Source organism: Varibaculum timonense (assembly GCF_027694345.1).
GTDB lineage: Bacteria > Actinomycetota > Actinomycetes > Actinomycetales > Actinomycetaceae > Varibaculum > Varibaculum timonense_A.
This window is the reverse complement of the sequence record NZ_JAQEVU010000007.1, coordinates 53,878-75,491: the sequence shown is the minus strand read 5'-3', so window position 1 is coordinate 75,491 and position 21,614 is coordinate 53,878. Positions and strand designations below refer to the sequence as shown.

General features: G+C 49.9%; 29 protein-coding genes. 21 read left to right on the top strand and 8 right to left on the bottom strand.

The features are described from left to right. Nucleotides 1-68 precede the first annotated feature (68 nt). The 18 genes from PG728_RS07290 to PG728_RS07205 all read left to right on the top strand — a co-directional run bounded on the left by PG728_RS07290 (nucleotide 69) and on the right by PG728_RS07205 (nucleotide 13,850). Entirely contained in the window at nucleotides 69-485 is a 417-nt protein-coding gene (locus PG728_RS07290; protein ID WP_270626712.1) for a hypothetical protein, read from the top strand. Beyond that, on the top strand, nucleotides 470-1,093 hold the full coding sequence (locus tag PG728_RS07285; RefSeq protein ID WP_072509184.1) for an L-threonylcarbamoyladenylate synthase: 624 nt from the start codon (nucleotides 470-472) through the stop codon (nucleotides 1,091-1,093). Before PG728_RS07290 ends, PG728_RS07285 begins: the two co-directional genes overlap by 16 nt. Nucleotides 1,094-1,102: 9 nt before the next feature. Continuing rightward, nucleotides 1,103-2,242, top strand: a complete 1,140-nt coding sequence (locus tag PG728_RS07280) for a glycosyltransferase family 4 protein (RefSeq protein ID WP_270626710.1) — start codon at nucleotides 1,103-1,105, stop codon at nucleotides 2,240-2,242. After that, nucleotides 2,239-2,754, top strand: coding sequence for a hypothetical protein (locus tag PG728_RS07275; RefSeq protein ID WP_072509186.1), 516 nt, complete (start codon nucleotides 2,239-2,241; stop codon nucleotides 2,752-2,754). The genes PG728_RS07280 and PG728_RS07275 overlap by 4 nt, the downstream gene beginning before the upstream one ends. A 176-nt stretch (nucleotides 2,755-2,930) precedes the next feature. After that, nucleotides 2,931-3,731, top strand: coding sequence for a F0F1 ATP synthase subunit A (gene atpB, locus PG728_RS07270; protein ID WP_072509187.1), 801 nt, complete (start codon nucleotides 2,931-2,933; stop codon nucleotides 3,729-3,731). Nucleotides 3,732-3,792: 61 nt separating this feature from the next. After that, on the top strand, nucleotides 3,793-4,002 hold the full coding sequence (atpE, locus tag PG728_RS07265; protein ID WP_072509188.1) for an ATP synthase F0 subunit C: 210 nt from the start codon (nucleotides 3,793-3,795) through the stop codon (nucleotides 4,000-4,002). 12 nt (nucleotides 4,003-4,014) lie between these two features. Continuing rightward, nucleotides 4,015-4,572, top strand: a complete 558-nt coding sequence (locus tag PG728_RS07260) for a F0F1 ATP synthase subunit B (RefSeq protein WP_072509189.1) — start codon at nucleotides 4,015-4,017, stop codon at nucleotides 4,570-4,572. Beyond that, nucleotides 4,572-5,402, top strand: coding sequence for a F0F1 ATP synthase subunit delta (locus PG728_RS07255; protein WP_072509190.1), 831 nt, complete (start codon nucleotides 4,572-4,574; stop codon nucleotides 5,400-5,402). Before PG728_RS07260 ends, PG728_RS07255 begins: the two co-directional genes overlap by 1 nt. 29 nt (nucleotides 5,403-5,431) lie before the next feature. Then, nucleotides 5,432-7,087, top strand: a complete 1,656-nt coding sequence (atpA, locus tag PG728_RS07250; RefSeq protein ID WP_072509191.1) for a F0F1 ATP synthase subunit alpha — start codon at nucleotides 5,432-5,434, stop codon at nucleotides 7,085-7,087. Nucleotides 7,088-7,089: 2 nt separating this feature from the next. Further along, nucleotides 7,090-8,013 carry a F0F1 ATP synthase subunit gamma gene (locus tag PG728_RS07245; protein WP_072509192.1) on the top strand — a complete coding sequence of 308 codons (924 nt, stop codon included), beginning with the start codon at nucleotides 7,090-7,092 and terminating at the stop codon, nucleotides 8,011-8,013. A 27-nt stretch (nucleotides 8,014-8,040) separates the two neighbouring features. Then, complete coding sequence (atpD, locus tag PG728_RS07240; protein WP_072509193.1) at nucleotides 8,041-9,486, top strand: F0F1 ATP synthase subunit beta; 1,446 nt, start codon at nucleotides 8,041-8,043, stop codon at nucleotides 9,484-9,486. Further along, complete coding sequence (locus PG728_RS07235) at nucleotides 9,486-9,743, top strand: hypothetical protein (protein WP_072509194.1); 258 nt, start codon at nucleotides 9,486-9,488, stop codon at nucleotides 9,741-9,743. Before atpD ends, PG728_RS07235 begins: the two co-directional genes overlap by 1 nt. 37 nt (nucleotides 9,744-9,780) lie before the next feature. Continuing rightward, complete coding sequence (locus PG728_RS07230; RefSeq protein ID WP_072509195.1) at nucleotides 9,781-10,200, top strand: DUF2550 family protein; 420 nt, start codon at nucleotides 9,781-9,783, stop codon at nucleotides 10,198-10,200. Nucleotides 10,201-10,229: 29 nt separating this feature from the next. Further along, nucleotides 10,230-10,928: an endonuclease NucS gene (nucS, locus tag PG728_RS07225; RefSeq protein WP_072509196.1), complete on the top strand. Its 699-nt coding sequence runs from the start codon at nucleotides 10,230-10,232 to the stop codon at nucleotides 10,926-10,928. Between the two features lie 41 nt (nucleotides 10,929-10,969). After that, a complete protein-coding gene (locus tag PG728_RS07220; protein ID WP_270626706.1) occupies nucleotides 10,970-12,190 on the top strand; it encodes an N-acetylglucosamine-6-phosphate deacetylase in 1,221 nt (406 codons plus the stop codon). Continuing rightward, a complete protein-coding gene (locus PG728_RS07215; RefSeq protein WP_270626704.1) occupies nucleotides 12,191-12,472 on the top strand; it encodes an LIM domain-containing protein in 282 nt (93 codons plus the stop codon). A 100-nt stretch (nucleotides 12,473-12,572) separates the two neighbouring features. Continuing rightward, nucleotides 12,573-13,352 carry an alpha/beta fold hydrolase gene (locus PG728_RS07210; RefSeq protein ID WP_270626702.1) on the top strand — a complete coding sequence of 260 codons (780 nt, stop codon included), beginning with the start codon at nucleotides 12,573-12,575 and terminating at the stop codon, nucleotides 13,350-13,352. An 84-nt stretch (nucleotides 13,353-13,436) separates the two neighbouring features. Further along, nucleotides 13,437-13,850 carry an ACT domain-containing protein gene (locus PG728_RS07205; protein ID WP_072509198.1) on the top strand — a complete coding sequence of 138 codons (414 nt, stop codon included), beginning with the start codon at nucleotides 13,437-13,439 and terminating at the stop codon, nucleotides 13,848-13,850. A 45-nt stretch (nucleotides 13,851-13,895) separates the two neighbouring features. Here the strand turns inward: PG728_RS07205 and PG728_RS07200 are convergent, their stop codons facing one another. Continuing rightward, nucleotides 13,896-14,948: a DNA adenine methylase gene (locus PG728_RS07200; protein ID WP_270626700.1), complete on the bottom strand. Its 1,053-nt coding sequence runs from the start codon at nucleotides 14,946-14,948 to the stop codon at nucleotides 13,896-13,898. 108 nt (nucleotides 14,949-15,056) lie between these two features. Here PG728_RS07200 and PG728_RS07195 point away from each other — a divergent pair, with 108 nt between their 5' ends. Beyond that, entirely contained in the window at nucleotides 15,057-16,403 is a 1,347-nt protein-coding gene (locus tag PG728_RS07195; RefSeq protein ID WP_270626698.1) for a DUF4921 family protein, read from the top strand. A gap of 192 nt (nucleotides 16,404-16,595) precedes the next feature. Here PG728_RS07195 and PG728_RS07190 read toward each other — a convergent pair whose 3' ends face one another. Genes PG728_RS07190 through PG728_RS07165 form a run of 6 tightly spaced genes read right to left on the bottom strand, consistent with a single transcriptional unit; the run spans nucleotide 16,596 to nucleotide 19,149 of the window. Then, nucleotides 16,596-16,841, bottom strand: a complete 246-nt coding sequence (locus tag PG728_RS07190; protein ID WP_072509201.1) for a CsbD family protein — start codon at nucleotides 16,839-16,841, stop codon at nucleotides 16,596-16,598. A 20-nt stretch (nucleotides 16,842-16,861) separates the two neighbouring features. Next, a complete protein-coding gene (locus tag PG728_RS07185) occupies nucleotides 16,862-17,488 on the bottom strand; it encodes a hypothetical protein (protein WP_270626696.1) in 627 nt (208 codons plus the stop codon). Next, complete coding sequence (locus PG728_RS07180) at nucleotides 17,485-18,081, bottom strand: hypothetical protein (RefSeq protein WP_270626695.1); 597 nt, start codon at nucleotides 18,079-18,081, stop codon at nucleotides 17,485-17,487. The genes PG728_RS07185 and PG728_RS07180 overlap by 4 nt, the downstream gene beginning before the upstream one ends. Then, a complete protein-coding gene (locus PG728_RS07175) occupies nucleotides 18,078-18,434 on the bottom strand; it encodes a hypothetical protein (RefSeq protein WP_270626694.1) in 357 nt (118 codons plus the stop codon). Before PG728_RS07175 ends, PG728_RS07180 begins: the two co-directional genes overlap by 4 nt. Before the next feature lie 14 nt (nucleotides 18,435-18,448). After that, the gene (locus PG728_RS07170; protein WP_072509205.1) at nucleotides 18,449-18,643 is read right to left on the bottom strand and encodes a hypothetical protein; all 195 of its coding nucleotides are present in this window, start codon (nucleotides 18,641-18,643) and stop codon (nucleotides 18,449-18,451) included. A gap of 20 nt (nucleotides 18,644-18,663) precedes the next feature. Continuing rightward, nucleotides 18,664-19,149 carry an Asp23/Gls24 family envelope stress response protein gene (locus tag PG728_RS07165; protein WP_072509206.1) on the bottom strand — a complete coding sequence of 162 codons (486 nt, stop codon included), beginning with the start codon at nucleotides 19,147-19,149 and terminating at the stop codon, nucleotides 18,664-18,666. Between the two features lie 169 nt (nucleotides 19,150-19,318). Between PG728_RS07165 and PG728_RS07160 the strand changes: the two genes are divergently transcribed. After that, a complete protein-coding gene (locus PG728_RS07160; protein WP_072509207.1) occupies nucleotides 19,319-20,290 on the top strand; it encodes a hypothetical protein in 972 nt (323 codons plus the stop codon). Between the two features lie 46 nt (nucleotides 20,291-20,336). On the opposite strand, the gene PG728_RS07155 is transcribed toward PG728_RS07160, so the two are convergent. Continuing rightward, a complete protein-coding gene (locus PG728_RS07155) occupies nucleotides 20,337-20,864 on the bottom strand; it encodes a gamma-glutamylcyclotransferase family protein (RefSeq protein ID WP_072509208.1) in 528 nt (175 codons plus the stop codon). A 291-nt stretch (nucleotides 20,865-21,155) separates the two neighbouring features. Between PG728_RS07155 and PG728_RS07150 the strand changes: the two genes are divergently transcribed. Then, entirely contained in the window at nucleotides 21,156-21,599 is a 444-nt protein-coding gene (locus tag PG728_RS07150; RefSeq protein ID WP_072509209.1) for an Hsp20/alpha crystallin family protein, read from the top strand. Nucleotides 21,600-21,614: the final 15 nt, after the last annotated feature.

Genomic DNA, 21,614 nt, shown 5'->3' with positions numbered 1-21,614 from the left:
TAATTCCCACCTGAGATAATGCTAATCTTTTAACTAAAGTGGCTGGCAAATGGGAGAAAGAGTAGTCAATGAGGTCGTGGCAGCGTTCGGCAGTAGCGGTAGCAGCTGCGGCTTTCCTCCCTATAGTTTTCACGTCCTCTGCTTTTGCCGTAGACCCTACCCCCAACGCTTCCTTGAGTTTTAAGGAAGCCCCTATCGATAAACCCATTAGTAGTTCTGCCCCGCCAGCAAGTATTTCGTCTGCTCCTACCCAGACTCCTCAAAATACAGAACCAGCAAGTCAAAGTAGTAAACCTCCAGAAAACGCCCCCGATTCTGCTCCCTCTATCCCGGCTAGTCCTCCGGACTTAGCGAAGACCGGAGGGCAGCGCGATATTTGGCTCACTGGAAGCTCTTTGCTGTGTATTTGGCTGGGCACTGCGGTAGTAACCTACGCGCGTGAACGCAGCAAAAACGCTAGTATGCAGGTATGCGCACTCCGCTAAATAATAAAGATATTGCCCACCTAAACACCCAGATTAAATCCGGGAAACTGCTGGTGGTACCCACCGACACCGTATATGGAATTGCGGCTGACCCCTTTTCGTCCTCTGCGGTTGATAAATTGCTAACCGCTAAAGGCAGAGGGCGCGACTTCCCCTCCCCGGTATTAGTTAGCGGTATTTCGCAAGTAGAATCTTTAGTCCCCGAGATACCTCCTCTAGCTAAAAAATTTATGAATAGCTTCTGGCCTGGAGCGCTCACTATTGTGCTCATTGCTCGCGAAGATTTATCGTTAGATTTGGGGATAACTGGAGGTACGGTAGCAATCCGGCAGCCAAATCAAAAAGATCTCTTGGAATTAATGGAGGTAACCGGACCGCTCGCGGTTACTTCCGCTAACTTACATGGCTGTTCCCCGGCGCAATCGGCAACCCAAGCACGAGACTATTTCGGGGATAAAGTCGCAGATTATGTAGATGCTGGGAAAAGCCCGATTGGGAAACCCTCAACCATCATTAAAGTTATAGGAGGCGACTACTGGTTGCTGCGTATGGGGGCGATTGGGGTCGATGAGCTAAAGGCAGTAGCTGGAAAAGTAGCCAATGACTAGGGAGGAACCGTGAAAGCCTATCTGTTGCTGGGAGTAATTGCGATGGCGATTACTTTCTTAGCGACCCCAATAGTGCGTCGCATTTCCCTAGCCCTCCATGTGGTAACTCCGGTTCGTGAACGTGATGTCCACACCGTTCCGACCCCCCGTTTAGGGGGAATTGCAATGCTTTTGGGAATGGTGGGAGCGTTTTTGATTTCTCGGCAAATGCCCTATTTTTCGCAGTTTTATGCTGATCCGCAAGTTTGGGCATTGATTTTTGGTTCCCTCGCTATCACCCTTTTGGGGGTGGTGGATGATATTTACGATTTAACCTGGTGGACTAAACTATCGGGACAAATCCTGATTGCCACTGCCGTGGCTTGGCAGGGTATTCAAGTCATATCTTTCCCAGTTTTTGGTATCACTATCCCGTCTACTCGGATGTCGATAATGGTTACGGTGTTGATAATCGTGTTTGCAATCAATGCCGTAAATTTTGTTGATGGTCTTGACGGACTTGCAGCCGGAATCACCCTGATTGGAGCCGGAGCATTCTTTGTCTACTCTTATCTTTTAATTCGTCTTACCAATGCCCAAAGCTATGCCTCTTTTGCTGCCATGATTGGGATAGTAATCGTGGGGGTTTGTCTTGGATTTCTGTTTTCAAATTTCCATCCCGCCACCATCTTTATGGGGGATTCGGGTTCAATGCTGCTGGGGCTCACTATTTCCTGTATGTTTATCGTGGTTACCGGGCAAATTGACCCCGCCTCTATCGGTGGCTCCCAGTTCTTACCGGCCGCGATTCCCTTGCTTTTACCAGTTGCCGTATTAATTTTGCCATTCCTGGACACCATCATGGCAGTAATTCGTCGCGTAGGCCGAGGAGACACCCCTATTAAGCCTGATAGTCAGCATTTACATCATCGTCTATTAAAAATGGGTCATTCCCATCGGCGTGCAGTTCTGGTGATGTATCTTTGGGCACTATACTTTTCGCTGCTCGCGGTTTGTCTATTGAAACTGAACTGGCTGCCCGAGCTGTTGCTGGCTCTGGGAGGGGGAGTGCTTTGTCTGCTGGTCACCATTTCTTATTTGCCAGGTTTGCGTAGCTATTATTTTACGGGCTCTTATCCACGTCACTTACTAGAAAAGGACGAGTTATGAAAGAGGACGCATCGTGCGGTTCCGACAGAGAGGTAACGGTAAAGCGGGGCAAACCCGTAAAACTGGCAGCTACAAAAGACCAGGTAGCTACTTCTTCTGCGATTGAAAATCGCTATGGGGCGCGCTTGGCAATTCGTAAAGGCAATCGTGCGGTGGTTATCATTTTGGCTTTTTTGACGGTGGTGGCGATTCCGCCGGCGGGTCTAATACGAGGTTTTTCCGGAGTTTTGGGGGCGGTTTGCGCATTGGCGATCATGTGGGTAGTTGCGGCGATTGGTATTGGTGCCAATCAGCTGGTTTTACGTAATCCTTTGCGCACTACAACCTATGTATTTGGGGCTTATTTAGTGAAACTGCTCATAGTTTTGGTGGCAGTTGCGGCGTTGCGACCTATATCCCAGGTGGATAACCCTACGATTTTCTTGGTTCTGGTAATCGCGATTTTACTAACCACTATTGGTGAAGCCGCAGTGGTATCAAAATCCAATAGGTTAATTATCGGGAGAATCTAGTGAAGCTAAAATCTTCATAAAGAAAACCCAAGTTCTCGGGGACGCAAGTCCTATGTTAAGTTAATCATTAGATATTCTAGAGCGGGTTCTTGAAGTAAAACTAAGGCGTTAGAATAGAGCCTGAAACACAGGTTTCAATCGCGTGGCAGAAATGAAGGGAACAGACAGTGTCACCAATGCTCAGTGGGCTAACCACCCTGATACCGCAAAGCGGTTTCGAGGCACCTACCATTGATGAATTCTTCCCCCCGGTGATTGCGTTTGCCGGTACTCCCTTTGAACTGAACCGGATTGTGTTGGTGCGTCTGGTAATGCTGACCCTGTTTTTGCTGGTTTCTTTCCTTTATGTGCGTCGGGCAAAGTTGGTTCCAGGTACGGCGCAGTCATCGATGGAATATCTTTTGGATTTTTGTCGCGAAAGCATTTCGGAAGCCATTATGGGCAAGGAATATGCACGTCGCTATAACGGGATTATCACCGCAATCTTTTTCACGGTGTTGTTCATGAACATAGCGGGAGTGATTCCGGGGCTTAACATCGCGGGTTCATCTGTGGCCGGAGTTCCCTTGATATTGGCACTGTTTTCTTGGGTACTTTTTGTGGCTGCCGGAATTGGGGCGCAGGGCTTTGGGGGCTTCATGAAATCCTCCCTCTTTCCCCCGAATGTTCCCAAAGTTCTGTATGTGTTACTAACTCCAATCGAGTTTATTTCCACGTTCATTATTCGGCCTTTTACCTTGTTTGTGCGGCTTTTGGCCAATATGGTTGCGGGACATATTTTGTTAGCTCTGACCATTCTGGCCACTAACTACTTCTTATTGTGGGCCAGCGGCGGAATGAAGATTATTTCTTTAGTTACCTTTGTAGCCGCAATTGCCTGTACCGCTTTTGAGATATTGGTGGCGTTCTTACAGGCGTATATTTTTGCGATTTTGTCATCGGTATACGTGAACCTTTCGGTTCACCCAGCACATTAAAAGACTTCCGTATCAAAGCGAACTGGATACGGGGAAAACAAGAAAAGAAAGAGAAAATATTATGAGTTTGGGCGTTCTAGCTACTATCGGATATGGTCTGGCCACCCTAGGACCTGGCATTGGTATCGGGATTTTGATTGGCAAAACCCAAGAATCTATGGCACGGCAGCCAGAGCTGGGTGGTCGTCTCACCACCAATATGTTTATTGGTATTGCTTTCGTAGAAGCACTAGCTCTAATCGGTTTGGTTGCCGGCTTCCTGTTCAAATAGAGGGCGGATTAAATGTTACAGATGATACAGGCAGCCTCGGGCGGTGAAGAACACAGCATTCTGCTGCCGGCATTACCGGAAGTAATCTGGTCTGCCATCATCATTGCCATTTTTTTCTTGGTGGTTTTAAAATTCGTATACCCAAAGTACCGGCAGCTCACTGAGGAACGAGCCGACACTATCCGTACCGGTTTAGAAATGGCTGACAAGGCTAAAAGGGAAATAGCCGAGGCTGATTCTAAAGCCCAACGAGAAATACAGGCAGCTCATGAAGAAGCCGCCCAGATTCGTGAAGATGCGCACGCGAATGCGAGCCGGATAATTGCAAAGGCAAAAGAACAAGCCGAGCAAGAAGCCGAGCGAATCAGTCTCAATGCTAACCGGCAGGTAGAAGCTAACCGTCAAGCAGCCGAAATATCCCTAAAAACCGAAGTGGGATTACTTGCCAGTGAACTAGCAGAGAAAATCGTTGGTGAGCAATTGACAGATAGAGAGCTATCGGCTCGGGTAGTTGATCGTTTCTTAGATCAGTTAGCAGTCTCGTCGGAAAAAGAAAGTGTTAGTAACTAATGCGTGCCTCCAGTAGAGCAGCTCTTGAACAGGCAGAAAACTCTCTTGCTCAAGCGCACAGTCCCAATAGCGAGACTAGTTACAACTGGGCAAATCAGTGGTTCAACCTTTCTGATTTGGTTCAATCCTCCGCGCGACTGGCAGCTGCGCTCACCGATCCGTCTCGAAGTGTCGATGACAAAACGGCTCTGTTATCGGCGGTGGCTCCCCAGCTCTCTTCCGAGGTAAAAGAGGCTGCTCAAGTCGCTGTAAACACGCTTTCTAGGCAAGATGAAATTGCGAGTGTTTTTGAAAACTTGGGGTTTCATGCGGTGCGCTTGGGAGCAATGCAAGATGAGCAGGCTATAGCCTTAGCGGATGAGATTTTCGCTTTCGAGCAGTTTGTCCGCAATAACCCCGATGTTCGCTCAGCTTTATCTGATCGCAACCGAGACGCAGATAACCGTATTCGTCTTTTAAAGCAGCTGCTTGGGGATAAGCTTTCTCAACCGGCTTTCTGCTTAATATCGCGGGTAATAAAGGCGGTTAATCGGCAACGTAACATCGAGGAAGTGACTTCCTTGACCTCTGCCCTGCGGCATCTGCGGCGGGAGTTGGCAAAGGCGGCGGATAAACTGGTGGCAACCGTACAGGTCGCGACCCCGTTGCAACCGAGCCAAGCAGAGCGCTTGCAAAAAATCTTGTCTCAGCGATACGGCAAAGATATCTATTTACAAGTTAGCGTGCTTCCTTCGCTGATAGGTGGCATAAAAGTTAGGGTTGGTTCCCAAGTTTTTGACGGCTCCCTGGCTACGATTATTAATAAAACTAAACAGAAATTGGTCGGTTAAAGACCGGAACGTTAAGAAAAGGCAGATTCATGGCTGAACTTCAAATCCAACCGGAAAAGATTCGCGAGGCTCTGGCGGATTTCGTTAGCTCCTACGAGCCGACACGTTCTACTGAAGAAGAAGTAGGGCACGTGGTAATGGCAGCGGACGGGATTGCCCGTATTGAGGGTCTCCCGGGAGTAATGGCAAACGAGCTGCTGAAATTCGCAGATGGCACTACCGGTTTAGCCATGAACCTGGAAGATAGGGTTATTGGCGCGATTGTTTTGGGAGATTTCTCTGGTATCGAGGAGGGACAACCAGTACGTCGCACTGGGGAAGTGCTATCGGTGCCGGTTGGTGATGGTTATCTAGGGCGTGTGGTCGATCCCATGGGACGTCCTCTTGATGGCATGGGGGAAATCTCCAATCTGGAAGGACGCCGTGTCTTGGAGCTACAGGCTCCGGGGGTAATGATGCGTAAATCGGTTCACGAGCCTTTGCAGACCGGTCTGAAAGCCATCGACACCATGATTCCGATTGGGCGTGGCCAGCGCCAATTGATTATTGGGGATCGCCAAACCGGAAAAACTGCCATTGCGATTGATGCGGTTCTAAATCAACGTAAGAACTGGGAAAGTGGAGACCCGAACAAGCAGGTTCGTTGTATTTACGTGGCTATCGGACAAAAAGGTTCTACTATTGCCAGCGTCCGTGGGCAGCTCGAAGCGGCTGGCGCGATGGAGTACACCACTATCGTGGCAGCTCCGGCTTCTGATTCCGCCGGCTTTAAGTATCTGGCACCCTACACCGGTTCCGCTATCGGTCAGCACTGGATGTACCAGGGTAAGCACGTCCTCATCATTTTTGACGATCTTTCCAAGCAAGCTGAAGCCTATCGTAGCGTTTCCCTATTGCTACGCCGTCCGCCGGGGCGCGAAGCCTACCCCGGTGACGTGTTCTACCTGCACTCTCGTCTCCTAGAACGCTGCGCCAAGCTTTCTGATGAACTGGGTGGAGGCTCGATGACCGGATTGCCTTTGATTGAAACCAAAGACAATGATGTGTCGGCCTATATTCCTACCAACGTTATTTCGATTACCGATGGGCAGATTTTCTTGCAGTCTGACCTGTTCAACTCTAACCAGCGTCCGGCCGTGGATGTAGGTATTTCAGTTTCCCGGGTAGGCGGCGACGCGCAGGTCAAGGCGATGAAGAAAGTCTCCGGTACTTTGAAGATTACTTTGGCGCAGTACCGGGATATGCAGGCTTTCGCGATGTTCGCTTCCGATTTAGATGCCACCACTAAGCGGCAGCTCACTCGGGGTGCGCGGCTGATGGAACTGCTGCGGCAGCCTCAGGCTACTCCTTTTGAGGTCGAAGATCAGGTTTGCTCTATTTGGGCAGGCACTAACGGCTATATGGACGATATCGAAGTTAAGGATGTGCATCGTTTCGAGACCGAAATGCTTGAATACTTGCATTCCCATACCGGTGTTCCCGCTAAAATTAAACAGACTGGTCTCTTTGACAGTGAAACCGAGCAGGAACTTAAGGCTGGGGTAGAGAAATTCCGCAGTGGTTTCCTATCTGACCAGGGTTTGGTAGGCGCAGAAGTTAATCTAGCTGAAGAGGAAACTGAAGTAGAACGCGGTCAGGAAAAATTGGTTCTTGGTGCTTCAACCGGTAGCAGTAAAAAGGAATAACCTTGAGCGGTAAGCAACGGATATACAAGCAGAAGATTAACGCTACTGAGACTTTAGGTAAAGTTTTTCATGCGATGGAGCTCATTGCGGCTTCACGTATTGGTAAGGCGCGGAAAGCAGCCACCCAAGCGGCTCCTTTTGATTCCGCGATTACCCAGGCCTTGACTGCCTTGGCTGCGCACTCGAAGTTTGATCATCCCGTCACTAAAGAACGTACCGATACCAAGCGGGTTGCGATAATGTGCGTAACCTCTGACCGCGGTTTGGCGGGTGCCTATTCAGCTTCGATTCTGCGGGAAACCGAAAAACTGGTTAGCGAGCTAAAAGAAGAGGGCAAGGAGCCAATTCTTTACAGCTATGGGCGCAAAGCAGAGAGCTATTTTCGTTTCCGCGGGATTGCGGTAGAAAAATCTTGGACGGGTAACTCGGATTCCCCTACCATTGAACAGTCATATGAAATAGCTGATACCTTAACCACAGACTTTTTGGGTGAAGATCCGACCAACAGCGTTTGCGAGGTCTATATTGTCTTTACTCGCTACGTAAATATGGTTAGTCAGATTCCCCAGGTGCGCAAAATGCTACCTCTAGAGGTAGTAACCCCTGAACAAGCTAAAGAGATGGACATTAATCTTGGGAAACCTACCGGGCCCGTTCCACCTCTTTATCAGTTCGAACCCAATCCTGAGGCAGTGGTACAACAGGTTTTACCCATGTATGTGCGCTCGCGGATTCGGTCTGCTCTTTTACAGGCAGCTGCCAGCGAGCTGGCCAGCAGACAAACCGCTATGCATACCGCAAATGACAACGCTCAGGACATGATTGAGCGTTATACTCGTCTGGCGAATAATGCACGTCAGGCTGAAATTACTACTGAAATAACAGAGATCGTCGGTGGGGCAGAAGCCCTGGCCGCTGGTCGCTAGAGGAAACAAAGAAATAAGGAGACTCTAATGAGTGATACCGAACGGACTACGGGCGTGGGACGGGTTTCCCAGGTGATCGGCTCGATTGTGGACGTGGAGTTCCCGCCAGATCATCTTCCCGAGATGTATAACGCTTTGGAAACCATGATTCAGGTGGACGAGGACACTCCCGCCCATAAACTTACCTTAGAGGTGGCACAGTTCCTAGGCGACGACGTAGTTCGTTGTCTAGCGTTAAAGCCCACCGACGGGCTGGTTCGGGGACAAGAAGTTACCGATACCGGGGCTCCCATTTCAGTCCCCGTAGGTGACGTTACCAAGGGACACGTATTTAACGTTACTGGTGAATGCTTGAACCTGAAAGAGGGGGAAACCCTAGAGGTAAAAGAGCGTTGGCCAATCCATCGTGACCCTCCTCCTTTTGACCAGCTGGAATCCAAAACCCAGATGTTTGAAACTGGGATTAAGGTTATTGACCTGCTCACCCCCTATGTGCTGGGTGGCAAGATTGGTTTGTTCGGCGGAGCAGGCGTAGGCAAGACCGTGTTGATTCAGGAAATGATTCAGCGCGTTGCCCAAGATCACGGCGGTGTGTCCGTATTTGCGGGCGTGGGCGAGCGTACCCGTGAGGGTAACGACCTGATTCACGAAATGGACGAGGCAGGAGTCTTTGATAAGACCGCACTGGTATTCGGACAGATGGATGAGCCTCCGGGGACTCGTCTGCGTATTCCGCTAACCGGTCTAACCATGGCGGAATACTTCCGCGATGTGCAGCATCAGGACGTGCTGCTGTTTATCGACAACATTTTCCGTTTCACCCAGGCTGGCTCAGAGGTATCCACTCTGCTGGGTCATATGCCTTCGGCCGTAGGCTACCAGCCGAACTTGGCCGATGAAATGGGTCTGCTCCAAGAACGTATTACTTCGGTTGCGGGACACTCGATTACCTCGCTGCAGGCGATTTACGTACCGGCTGACGACTACACCGACCCCGCTCCGGCGACTACTTTCGCGCACCTAGATGCCACTACCGAGCTTTCGCGTGATATTGCTTCCCGTGGTCTGTATCCGGCGGTTGATCCTTTGGCTTCTACCTCGCGCATCTTAGATCCCACTTATGTGGGCGAAGAGCATTACCAGGTTGCCACCAAGGTAAAGTCGATTCTGCAAAAGAACAAAGAACTGCAAGACATTATCGCGATTCTAGGCATGGATGAGCTTTCCGAAGAAGACAAGCTCACCGTGAACCGGGCACGCCGAATCCAACAGTTCCTGTCCCAGAACACCTATATGGCCGAGAAATTCACCGGGGTTGCTGGCTCTACGGTTCCGCTGGCTGAAACCATTGAGGCATTTAAACGTATCTGCGAAGGTCAATACGATCAAGTTCCAGAACAGGCGTTCTTCAATATCGGTGGTATCGAAGATTTGGAACGCAATTGGGCGAAGATTCAGAAGGAATCTGCCTAATGAGCGCGCTTTCGGTTCGGTTAGTTACCCGCTCTGGGGAGCTGTTTAGTGGGCAGGCAGGCTTTGTCTCCCTGCCCACTACCGAAGGCTCAATCGGGATTATGGCAGGTCATCAGCCTCTTTTAGCTACCATTGGCAAGGGGCAGGTTAAGGTCGGCAAGAAAGAAAACGATCCCGATGCCCAAGTGTTTGAGGTGGTTCCGGGGTTTGTATCTGTAGACCAAGACCAGGTGACTATTATCGTTGATGGACTATAAACCGAAAATAATCATTTTTAAGGCTTATAGTTAGGACATGACGGCGCTAAAAGTTTTCCTGTTAATCATTTTACTGATTGCAGTTTTGCTGGCTTTGATGGCTGCCTTTTTCTTGTGGCGGATGAACCATCTGCGCCGGCAAGGAGCCTTTTTGTGTTCGTATCGTCCGGATGTAACCTCTGGTTGGAGTGAGGGGTGTGCCGTTTACGAGTCCGAATCCTTAAACTGGTACAAGGCAGCGGGACTGTTTCTTCGTCCTGATAAATCTTGGTCGCGCAGACAGGTTAAACTGGGCAAGGTTCATAACTACCTGTCAAAAAATGGGGTTCGCAATGTGGCGGTTTCGGTTAGTGTAGATTTTCAGCATTTTTGGCTTTTCCTATCCGAGGATGACCATGCGGGTTTGGTCTCTTGGGCTGAAGCTGCCCCTCCGCGCGAGATACCAGAATCTTGGTAGTAGATTCCAATCCTTTAGAATAGATTCTCATGCGCGTCCTTTTCGCTAATTGCTCTGTTGAATACAGCGGTCGTCTCAGCTCTTTTTTGCCGATGGCTCCGCGATTGATTATGGTAAAGGCCGATTCTTCGGTGCTTATTCACTGTGATGGCGGTTCTTATAAGCCTCTTAACTGGATGGCCGGTCCAGCCAGTATTGAGCAACTCCAGGTTAATTCCGAGGACGAAGCGGCAGGAGTACAGCAGGTTTGGCTCGTGCAGTCGGCAAAAACCGGCGATCAGCTAAAACTAAGAATCGGAGAGATATTCTCGGAAACTAGCCGTGATTTGGGACTTGATCCCGGGTTGCAAAAGGATGGGGTAGAGGCGCATTTGCAAGAGTTACTGGCAGCGCAAATCCCCGAAATCTTAGGTTCGGGCTGGGAGCTAATCAGGCGCGAGTATCCCACTCCGGTAGGTCCGGTGGATTTAATGGTTTTCGATCCGGAGCTTAACCATGTCGCCATTGAAGTTAAACGTCGCGGTGAGATTGATGGGGTGGAACAGCTCACTCGTTACTTAGATTTGCTTTCTCGTGACCCGCTAATGCCGGAAGTGCGCGGCATTTTTGCCGCGCAGGTGATTAAACCTCAGGCTAGAACTCTCGCAGAAGATAGAGGAATTCGCTGTCTTACCTTGGATTACGATAGTATGCGAGGGGTAGATGACGCGGAATCGCGCCTGTTTTAAGCATTGCGATTAACACTTGACCGGGCTGGAGTATTGCAGTTATGACTGAAGTTTTTGCGTTACGGGGACGAGTTGTTACCTCTAATAGAATTATTACCGATGGAGCGGTGGTAATTTCTGGGGATGCCATCGTGTGGGTAGGTGAAGCTCCTGACGCGAAAGCCGCTGGATTTGGGGATGAGGTTTTGGCTGCCACTTCTCCCAGTGATGACCGCTATTTGCTGCCCGGCTTGATTGATGTTCATTGCCATGGGGGGCAAGGGGTATCGTTCCCAGATGCTCAAACTGAAGAACAAGCCCTGGGGGCTATATCCGAGCATTTACGCTGGGGGACTACTTCTCTGGTAGCTTCGCTGGTGACCCATTCTCCTATGGTTCTGCGGGAAAAAGCGGAAATGTTGGCAGGAATGTGCGCGGCTGGGAAACTGGCGGGAATCCATTTTGAAGGTCCCTTTATAGCCCAGGGGAACTGCGGGGCGCACGACCCTAGCCATATTCAGGCTCCCAATGCGCCGTTGGTGCGCGAGTTGCTGATAGCCAGCCGCGGCTATGCGGTGTCTATGACTTTTGCTCCGGAAAAGCCCTATGCTATGGGAGCATCTGGGGTTGCCGACACTTTGATTGCGGGGGGTGCTGTTCCCTCCTTTGGTCATACCGATACCAATTCGGAAAAGATGCGTGAAGCCCTGATTGAGGTTCGGCAAATGCTGGCTCATTCCGCCAGAGCGCGCTGTCCTCATGCCACTGTCACCCATTTGTTTAATTCGATGCCTCCGATGCAGCCTCTACACCCCGGGCCAATCCCCGAGATTTTAGCTGACGCTGCTGGTGGAGGCGTAATTGTAGAGCTTATTTGTGATGGAAAACAGCTAGCTCCCTCCCTGATTCGCAACGTATATGAATTGGTAGGACGCGAACAGATTGTGTTTGTCACTGACGCGATGGCGGGAACCGGATTGGGAGATGGACGCTATCTTTTGGGGGGGCAAACGGTCGAAGTAAAAGATGGGCTGGCGACTTTGGCAGCCGATTCTAACTGCCAGGCAGGGGGAACTTCTCATCTAATCCAACAGGTCAAGATAGCGCATCAAGCTGGAATCCCTCTGGTCGATGCCGTTTATTGTGCCTCCTATCAGGGGGCAAAAGTTCTAGGTGATGACCAGTTGGGAGAAATCGCGCCCGGAAAGTCAGCAGATTTGCTAGTTACTGATGCCGATTTGAATCCTATGCGGGTCTACAAACGGGGAGTTGTGGTTTTTTAAGTGACCAGACGTTCCCGTAAACGTCCCTGGGGTGAGCATCGTCCCTTAAGGATGGATTCTTTGGCTTCGATGCCCCGCTCGGTTTCTCGCACCGATGGTGATTATCAGGTGCAGTATCTTTCGCAGGCGCGAAAGGTTTACTTGTGTCCGGGGTGTAATCAGCAGATAAATATCGGGCAGGCGCATGTGGTAGCGTGGCGTACCGATTCCCTTTTTGGGGAGCGTTCTGGTCTTGAACAGCGCCGTCATTGGCATCGTTTCTGCTTTGAACGTGGCTTTTAGCTAAGCTTGAGGGCATTAGGGGGTTTACGTTCAAAAGCTAATCGCTACTCTTACGCCGGTTTATCTCAAGCTAGGCGAGTGGCTGTGCAAAAATATAGGTATGGATGTGGCGATTTTTACGCGGGATGCGCAAAGAATGGGGAGCACTCCGGCGATAGTCCTATTGGCGGCTTTCCCATATGATCATCGAATGTGGGAGGGGGTAGCTCGCCGTTTCGAGGGGGTTCCGGTAATCGCGATTGACCCGCCTGGATTTGGGCATTCTCCGCTACCGGTAAATTCTCCTTCCTTGGAGATTTATGCCGATTATGTAGCGCAGGCGGTGCGCGCTGAGGGCGCAGAAAAAATACTGGTCTGTGGTAATTCTATGGGGGGATATACCGCGCAAGCCATGATTGAGCGTCATCCGCGTCTGGTAGGCGGGGTGGTGCTAGTGGGTACGAAAGCTGATATTGACACTCCTCAGGCGCGGGCAGCACGTACCGAGATGGCAATTTCTGCCCTGGTAGGCAGAGCGCACTCTCAGCTGGTGCAGGGGATTCCCACTATGCTAGCGAAAGAAACTGTTGCAGATTTCCCCAAAATCCCACAGCTGATGGAAAAGTGGATTAATGAAACTTCTGGGGAGGCGATTTCTTGGGCGCAGCGGGCTTTAGCTACCCGTCCCGGTCGCTTGGAAACCTTGGAGAGAGCACAGATTCCGGCAATGGTAGTGCGGGGGGAACAAGACACTAACTCTACTGCGGCTCAGGCGGAAGCCATGGCTAAGGCGCTAGGTACTCGGGTGGTGTCGGTGCCGCGGGCGGGGCATTTGGTTCCCTTGGAGGCGCCCTCGGCAGTAGCTAGGGCGGTAATGAGTGTCTATCAGAGAATGTGCTAACAATAATCTGTTTGGTTGTTAGCTATCCGACCGATAGGTGAGACTAGCGAGCACGGATATCCCCAAGGCTCATACCGTAAAACCATGAGTTCGTATTCTGACTTTGATTTGGCGTTGTCTAAGCTCCATCCGCATCTGTATGGCAAGTATGTGTTCTTGTCGGCTCGCGATGGTCTACCTGCGGGTTTAGAGCCGTTTGCACAGATAAAAGAGGAAGAAGGACTCACTGTAATCGTTCCCCTAGAGCAAGCGAAAGCTGCGGGAGTATCCGAGGGTAAAAAGATTTATCGCCGTATCACTTTGGAATGTGATGTTTCCTTAGAAGAAACTGGTCTGACTTTCACTGTCGCCTCGCAACTAGCCAGTCAATCAATTCCCTGTAACGTATTATCCGGTTTACATCATGATCACTTGATGGTACCGGCAGAGCGGGCAACAGAAGCCCTATCTTTATTGCAGCAGTTATCTCAGCAAGCAAAAGGCTGGGTACAGTACTAGCGTCCTAATAGGACGGTCGCTAGCGTTTGTCGGTAATAGGCAGGTCTAGCATTTCTCTAAAGCCTGGCTGATGCGCGCTAATACCGCTGCGCTACCTCCAATAAAGACATTTTCTGTATTGTGGGCAGCCCCCGGTTTTCCAACTTTCTTTCCCCGCGAATTATAGATTCCTATCTTTGCCCCCACGTAACGCCGCTGGGAAAAACCAAACTTTTTAACCTGGGCAAACCCAGCTTCTTTAATAGCGCTAATCATTTCGTCCTCGTTTATCCAGGCTTCATCATTGTAGGAAACTACCAGGGTCTTTGCCTTAACCTGCGCCAAGAGGGAAAAGAAGCTGGTCGCCATGGTGCGTTTAGAATTAAAGACAGAGCGATGCTCGTCTCCGCGGGCATCTATGCGTTTGCGCGCCACCCCATAGGTTTGGGGAGCGTCCCAGCGTACCAGAGTTTCCCAAATATGGTAGTTGGTGAAGTAACGATGCTGATTATAGGGAGGGTCGAGGTAGGCGAGATCGACGGGGGCAACCTGATTAACCAGCTTTAGGGCGTCGCCTTGTAAAGCCTGTCCTTTCCCGCTAAGCAATTGCGGTATCCGCAGTTCTAGGGGATTATAGGAGCGCGCAGCCCACTGTTTTAGATATGCCATTTGCACTCCGGTAGTCGAATCCACCCGGTCGGCTGCCTCTATTAGGGAAGTGAGCAAAATCGGGAATAGGGGACTGTCCTCCAAATCCATCAGATAGTCACGGCAGGCATCAATGCGCATACCGTTATCAGGCTGAAAAAAACGGGCCTGTCGGCAAAAAGTTTCGGTGAAATATCCTTCTTTTCCTTTCAGGGTGCTCATAGTCGTTAAATGTTGCCGCAAAGAATCATAATCGACCAGGTCGGAATCTGTTTCTATATAGGTACGAGCCAATTGGTAACTATAGGAAGCAAGGTCGGTGGCAGTGGTGAAAATCCCGCGTCGCTTGAATTCTTGAGCAACCCGGGTAGTACCCGAAAATAAATCGAGAGCAGTTTTAGCCTGTGCAGCCTGGGCAATAGTTCCTAAGGCGGGAACCAGATTCCGCTTCGACCCTAAATATTTAATCAACTTCCCTCCCTGACGCTCACTATAAACCAGCTACCTGTCTTTTTTAGCATCTTACTTACACGCGCTCGTAGTAACCCAAAAATATCCGTCAGCAACTAGGGTGGAAGTATGGCAAAAGAGGAAGCAGAAGCCGCACGCGCCCTAGTGAAACTGGCAGATGGAACTGTCAAACAACGCAACCAATTAACTGGAACTCAGGTTTGGACAGTTCCGGGGCGCGGACATCGCCCGCTAGCGAAGCCACAGATTAACCCGACTCCGATTACTGCCAAAGACTATACCTGTACCTGTGCTTTCTGTTCTGATCGCTACCTAGAGACCCCGCCGGAAAAATCTCGAGTAATTTTGAGCAGTGGCGAACTGCCGCCCTCCAAAACTGTTACCGCCGAGGGTTTTCGTATCTTAGAGGGGCTTAGTGCCGAAGAACTAGATAAATATCCGGCAGATTTTCGCCGGATTCCGAACCTATTTGAGATTGTTTCCTATCAATACTGGAATTTAAACTATGGTCACGAGCCCTCCGATAGGCAACGTCAGCATATGGCTGAATACCTTTCTACCCGAACTGGATATGACCATATTTTGCGGGTAGTGCGTGCCAAACTCCATCAATACGGCATGGAGGATGCCGAGATTGATGCTTTGAATGAATCGGAGATGCTCGGACAAGCTAGCTCATTCTTTTCTGGCGGGCATGATTTGATTGTGGCTAATCGTCATTTCGTTCCCGGTGCTACTGATTCCTCCCAACTGGCTTCGGCGGGCACGCTTACCCCCGATGAGCATTATGCCTATACTGCCTACACTGCCCGGACGCTTCGCGACCTCTACGATTTGAATCCGGCAGTAAAATATGTGGCGACTTTCCAAAACTGGTTAAAACCGGCGGGTGCTAGTTTCGATCATCTTCACAAGCAGCTGGTGGCGATTGACGAATATCCGGTGCAAATTTCTCAAGAACGCGAACGGGTGCGTAAAGAACCTGATATTTACCATACTATTTTGAAAATTCGGGCTACTCGCGGCTTGATATTGGCACAAAACGAGGATGCGATAGCCATGGCGGGGGTAGGGCATCGTTATCCCACGATTGCGGTTTGGCCTTTGGGTCAGGCGGGTAATCCGTGGGATGTGGGAGAGCGGAAAATGCGGGCGGTCTCCGATATATTGCAGGCCGTTCACGCCGCTACCGGAGCCGACGTTCCCTGTAATGAAGAGTGGTATCACCGTCCACTTTCGATTTCCACTCCGATGCGTTGGAGAATCTTGCTGAAATGGCGGATTTCGACTTTGGCAGGATTTGAGGGCGGTACTCGCATATATTTGAACACCATTGATCCGTGGGGAATCTATAAGCGGATAGTTCCCCGCTTAAAAGAGCTGCGCGCTGCCGGGAAGATTGCTGATATGCGTATCGGGGAGGAAACCAAGGTTCTTACCAGTGATTTAGATTAGGGGTGCTTACCCTGCTATTGGCGAGGGCGTGACTTCCTTTCTTTGAGGGGGGCAGGCTTAGAAGTGGGGACTGGTTGGAGTTTTATCTGTTCAGGTGAGGATATAAAAAAATCGGGAGGCATTTGCCTCCCGATTTTAGCCCTATTTTCCGCCCTAACCTTTCGGCATTAAATCACAAAAGGGAAAGGGGCGTTACTTGTCGGAAGAGAAACCTTCCTTGATTTTTTCGGCAGCAGCCTTCAGGTTAGCGCCGGCTTCTTCGGCCACGTCTTTAGCTTTATCAGTAAATTCGGAAACTTTGTCTTTGATTTGCGCGCCTACCTGGTCGGCCTTGCCTTCGGCTTTAAGGTCTTTATCACCGCTAACGTCCCCGGCTAGTTCTTTGGCTTTGCCACCTAGATCTTCGGCGCTGTTTTGAATCTTGTCTTCTAAACTCATTTTCTTCTCCTTTAATTTGTTTATGAATCCACGCGATTGGCAGATCCGATATTGCTTCGCCAATTGGTGCTTACGCGCACTAAAACCGGCATTTTTATTCCTAAAACTTGATCGAGCTTTGCGATAGCTTTATCAAGCTCCGTCTTTATTTCCTGCGGGTTTGCTCCCTTATATACCGCTGCGGTTACTAATAGCCCCGGTCGTTTCTTGACTTCCCAAGACTGTATTTTCATTGAGGAAATCCAGCGGCTAGCTGAAACTTCGTCCTCTATAATGTCCCTAATAAGCCCTAGTTCGGCAGTAATTTCACCCTGTTTTTGGGTATCTTTACCGATTTTATTTAGGGCAAGGGAACGAATCTTGCCGCCCCCTTGAACAAATATCCAGATTAGCAAAGCGACGATAACGATTACTGCAATCGCTAGCGTCCCTACCTGTACCCCAGAGCTTTCCCAGCCCTGTATTTGGAATCGTGACCTATGGTTTAGAGACGTAAAAAGCGTCTGAAGGCGCTCGCCGTAGTAGAGAACCTGAGTCCGGATTTTCGCTGACAGCGGTGTCGCAATCAGTAGAATTCCGCTGGCTAACGATAGTAGCCCCAGAATAAACAATAGAATCCGGTTGAGGGCGCGAGGTAATTTCTTCACTTTTCTAACCTGCCCTCTGTGTTTATTTTGATGCGGGCTGTTAGCCTCGGATGTAAATTCCAGGAAGTAACTTTTTCGGTTGTGAAATCGTGGATTTCCTTTTGGTTAATCTCTTGTCCGGTGTTGGGCGTGATTGTGCTCAAGGAATGGTGCTTGCTCACGGCAGTACTTACCGCTCCTTGGGGCAGACCTATTTTTTCTCGTACCAAACGAGAAACTCCTGAGGCAATAACCGCATCATCAACTACATAGGCAACGCGATTATCGTTGAGGGCGTGTTTGCTTAAAGTCCCAGGTAACAGTGATTTTATTAGCAGTAGTGCCCCGCAGAGACTCAATAATGCTCCTACGGTTATCGGGACTAATCTTGAATCATTGTTTAGGTCGCTATAGAACTGCTTCCAGATATTTTCTGGGGTAGCTATCAGCGGATTTTGTCCAGATAAAGCGAGTACCCCCTCGGTAACTAAATACCCCAAAGCCACTATCAAAATGAATGCGACGCTAACGCTAAGCAGGGCTCGCGCCGAATGGGTCTCCCGGCGCACCAGGTAGGGAACCCGGAGGCGGGATTTTCTGGATTTATTGCTCATTTCAGCTTTCTCCCCTCCCGATGCCGGTATAGTCCGCAAAGCCGTAGGTTTACCCGCCCTACTTTTAGACCTGCGAGGGTGCTGATACGTTGGACAATATCGTCTCTTGCCTGCTCGGCTAGGGAAAATATCGAGGTATCTGGATTTTTAGCTATGATTTCTAAAACCTGGGAGTTTACGGGACAGGAAATATCTATCCCCAATAATCCCCGGTCATCATGGGTGCTAACTTTGATGTGCTCCCTGGGAACGCTAATGCGTTGCGTAACGACTGCTATCGCAATAGTTTGGATAGCTTTGGCGCACACCGTAGTGATTCCGGTGAATTTGCTTGCTTCCTGGTCGGATTGCATTTGTTTCCTCCTTGTTAATCGGAGGTAGTGGTGTGCTTGCCGATTAGGGCTTCACCAACGCCTTTCAAATCTAGCTTGCCAGATGCTGCTCTACCTATGATGGCACCTATTGCCATAAATAAGATGGAAACTAAGAACCCAAAGAATCCGTGGGCAACTGCCATATAGGCTAGAAAGGCGCCACTAAAAATACCGGCTATGGTTGTCATTTCTTCCCTTTCTAGCGGTATTACTTGAGGTCTTTACTGTCTTTGTCTGCGTCCTCTTCGTCGCTATCGGGTACGTGTACGTCCGTTACTTTGATATTAACTTCGGTAACTTCCAGACCAACCAGCCCCTCGATAGCAGAGAAAATAGCGTCCCGCACTTTATCGGCGACTTCGTGTACCGGGTAGGGGTATTCGACAATTAGTACTACGTCTAGGGCGGTTTGGGTTTGCCCGATTTCAACCGAGATTCCTTGAGTGATACTTTCGGAGGCTCCGACTTTCGAGCGCAGTGCTCCCAGCGCGCGGGCAGCGGAATTTCCTAGGTCGTAGACCCCTGGAATTTCTTTGATGGCTAGACCAGCTATTTTTGCCACTACTTGGTCGGCAACTGTGGTTAGTCCCTGTCCTTGATTCTCAGCTACGTTGTTTTCTGGAATCAGCTCTTTAGCTTCTTCGCTAGTGGGCACGATGGTGGTATTTTTCTTAGTCTTCTGCGTGTTAGCCATACTCATTTCCTTTAACGTAACTGAATTAATTATTGTGTTTTGTTTGGACATAAATGCTTCGCTGGCGTAGCTATGTCTCTATTTAGACCATAACGCTTATTAGTGAGCTGCGCGACTTTTCGGGTAGTTCAGATGCGCCCATTGCGGCTATTCTCGGTAGAATCAGCTCATGTCTGTTGGGAAAGATGAAGAAGAAAAAGCTGCTGGCAGCTTTGATGCTGCCGATATTAGCTCCGTAGGGGTGGGGGCGATTTCGCCGAGAATGAACGCTGAGGAAACTAAGGAAAGCTCCAGTGTTCTTAGCTCCCAGGGTGAAAAGCTAGATTCTGCCCGCGAAGATACTGATAGTAGCGGTGAGGAGGGCACGGACGATGGAGCTGTAAAGTTTCAGATTCCGCAAATCCTGCCTCTCGGGATGGGGCACGAGGACGAGTCAACCGAGCAGCAGGATGCTGGGGAAGACGCTCAGCGAGTGTGGGGTAATCAGGCTGGTGGACGGGTAGATACGGAACATCTTTCAACTGTGGGAACCAATGCCTCTTTTGATGTTTCCAAGATTTCGGTAAAGAAAACGGATGCCCCGTCTAGTTCGCGTTCGCGCAGGGGTGTTTTCTATGTTTTGGGTGCGATATTAACGTTGCTAGTGGTGGGGTTTGCTGTTTACGCCAGTGGTATATTGCAGACTATTTTTACTGTTGTCGGAGCAGATTCTCCTATCCAGGGGGCGAAATCCTATTATCAAGCGCTAATAGACAAGGATGCGCAATCTCTGTGTGCTCTTAGTTCTCCGGCTGCGCGTGGGGAACTGGTAGCGGCGATTAACCAGTCGCAATCGGATAATGCTCAATCCCAGGGCGAGGTTAGCGTTAAGGAATGCGCTAAAGCTGCGAATACTGCCTTTGCCGGGGCGCAAGGGAAGTCCACTATTAAACTTTCTGATTTGGTTTTTTCTTTGGAGAAATCCGGTGATATTGACCAGGTGAAAGCGGTGTTAATCAAAGATAAGAAAGGTACTTCGCTGCAAATTATGGGGTGGCAAATGATTGATGGACGCTGGTTTTTGGCGGCTCAAGATTCCCAACAAAAGGTGGATATGCAGTACCGGAACTCTCAAGCTGGAGGGGCTAAAGGAGCTAAGTAGTTTAGCGTTTAACCTGCCGTGGGATTACTCCGATTAATCCTGGGGGTTAATCCTCTGTAAATCGGTCGTCATAGTTGGGGTCGTCGAAGTCGTCTAGGGAGGGGGAGAGCTCTTCCCATTCTTCTTCGTGGTTTTCCCAATCCCCACTGGGGGAGAGCACTAATTCGGCTCGATGGTTACGGAAAGACTCTGGCGGAGCCATATAGACATAGGCTTTAACGTCTTGAGTGGGGCCTTCCCAGGTGCTTTCTTCATCGGGGAATACTTCTACTCGCACGGTTTGGCGAATATACATGTTATCGGGGTTGCCCTCACCTAAGTAGCCCTCGTATTCGTCGAGTTCTTCTAGGGTTTCTTCAAATAGGCGCTGCTCAATTAGTAGTATCTGTCCGTGGATTCCGGTGCCGCCGATAGAGCGGATGGCCATTGGATAGGACGCACCGATGTATAGGGAGGCTTCCCGTAGATATGCCGGGGCGAATTCGGTTACCGCGGCCTTCAGACTGGAGCCAAAGCCGCGAGAACCGAGTTTTAAGGTTCCGTAGACAAATAAAGGTAGGTATCGCGTGCTCATGTCTTTATTTTCTCAGTAGCGCTGACTTTTAGGGCGTCTTTGGGGCGGCGTTTTTCTGTCTGGGGGAAGATAGCGGGGGTGGAAATCTGTTTTTGCTGTTCATGGGCTGTTTTTGTTTTGTTAAAAATAGGAAAATGTTAGAAGTATAAAGTTGAGTCAATGCGGCTAAGGTTTTCGCTTCCAGAATAATTGTCTAGCACTTAAAAGGTAGGAGTGCCAGAATGGGAGTTGTGAAGCCGAGAAATACTCGGTAAATAGATTTCCCGCCTTGTGTGGGGGTAAGGAGTAATCATGGTTCGCAGGTATGATCCATTCCGCCAGATGGAAGCAATTTTTGATGATGCTATGCGTCAAGGTCCCTCCCGGGCAGCCATGCCCCTAGATTTGTACCGAGATGGTGAGCAATTTATTGCCCTTTTCGATTTACCGGGGGTAGATCCGGCCAGTGTAGATATTGATATCGAAGACCGCACCCTCACTATTCGCGCCGAGCGGCTAGCGGTAGCGCCAGAGGGAGCGCAGTGGCTAAGCCACGAACGTCCTTTCGGTACTTTCGCCCGCCAGCTCACCTTGGGTAATGGGGTGGCTCTTGACCAAGTTGAAGCCGAGTATGTGGACGGGGTGCTCAAGCTGGTTATCCCGGTGGCAGAAGAAGCTAAACCGCGCAAAATTACAGTACAACGCGGCTCGCGGCAGATTGAGGGCGAGAGCCAAGTGGTAAATGACGCTAACTAGCAGTATTAGCTAGCC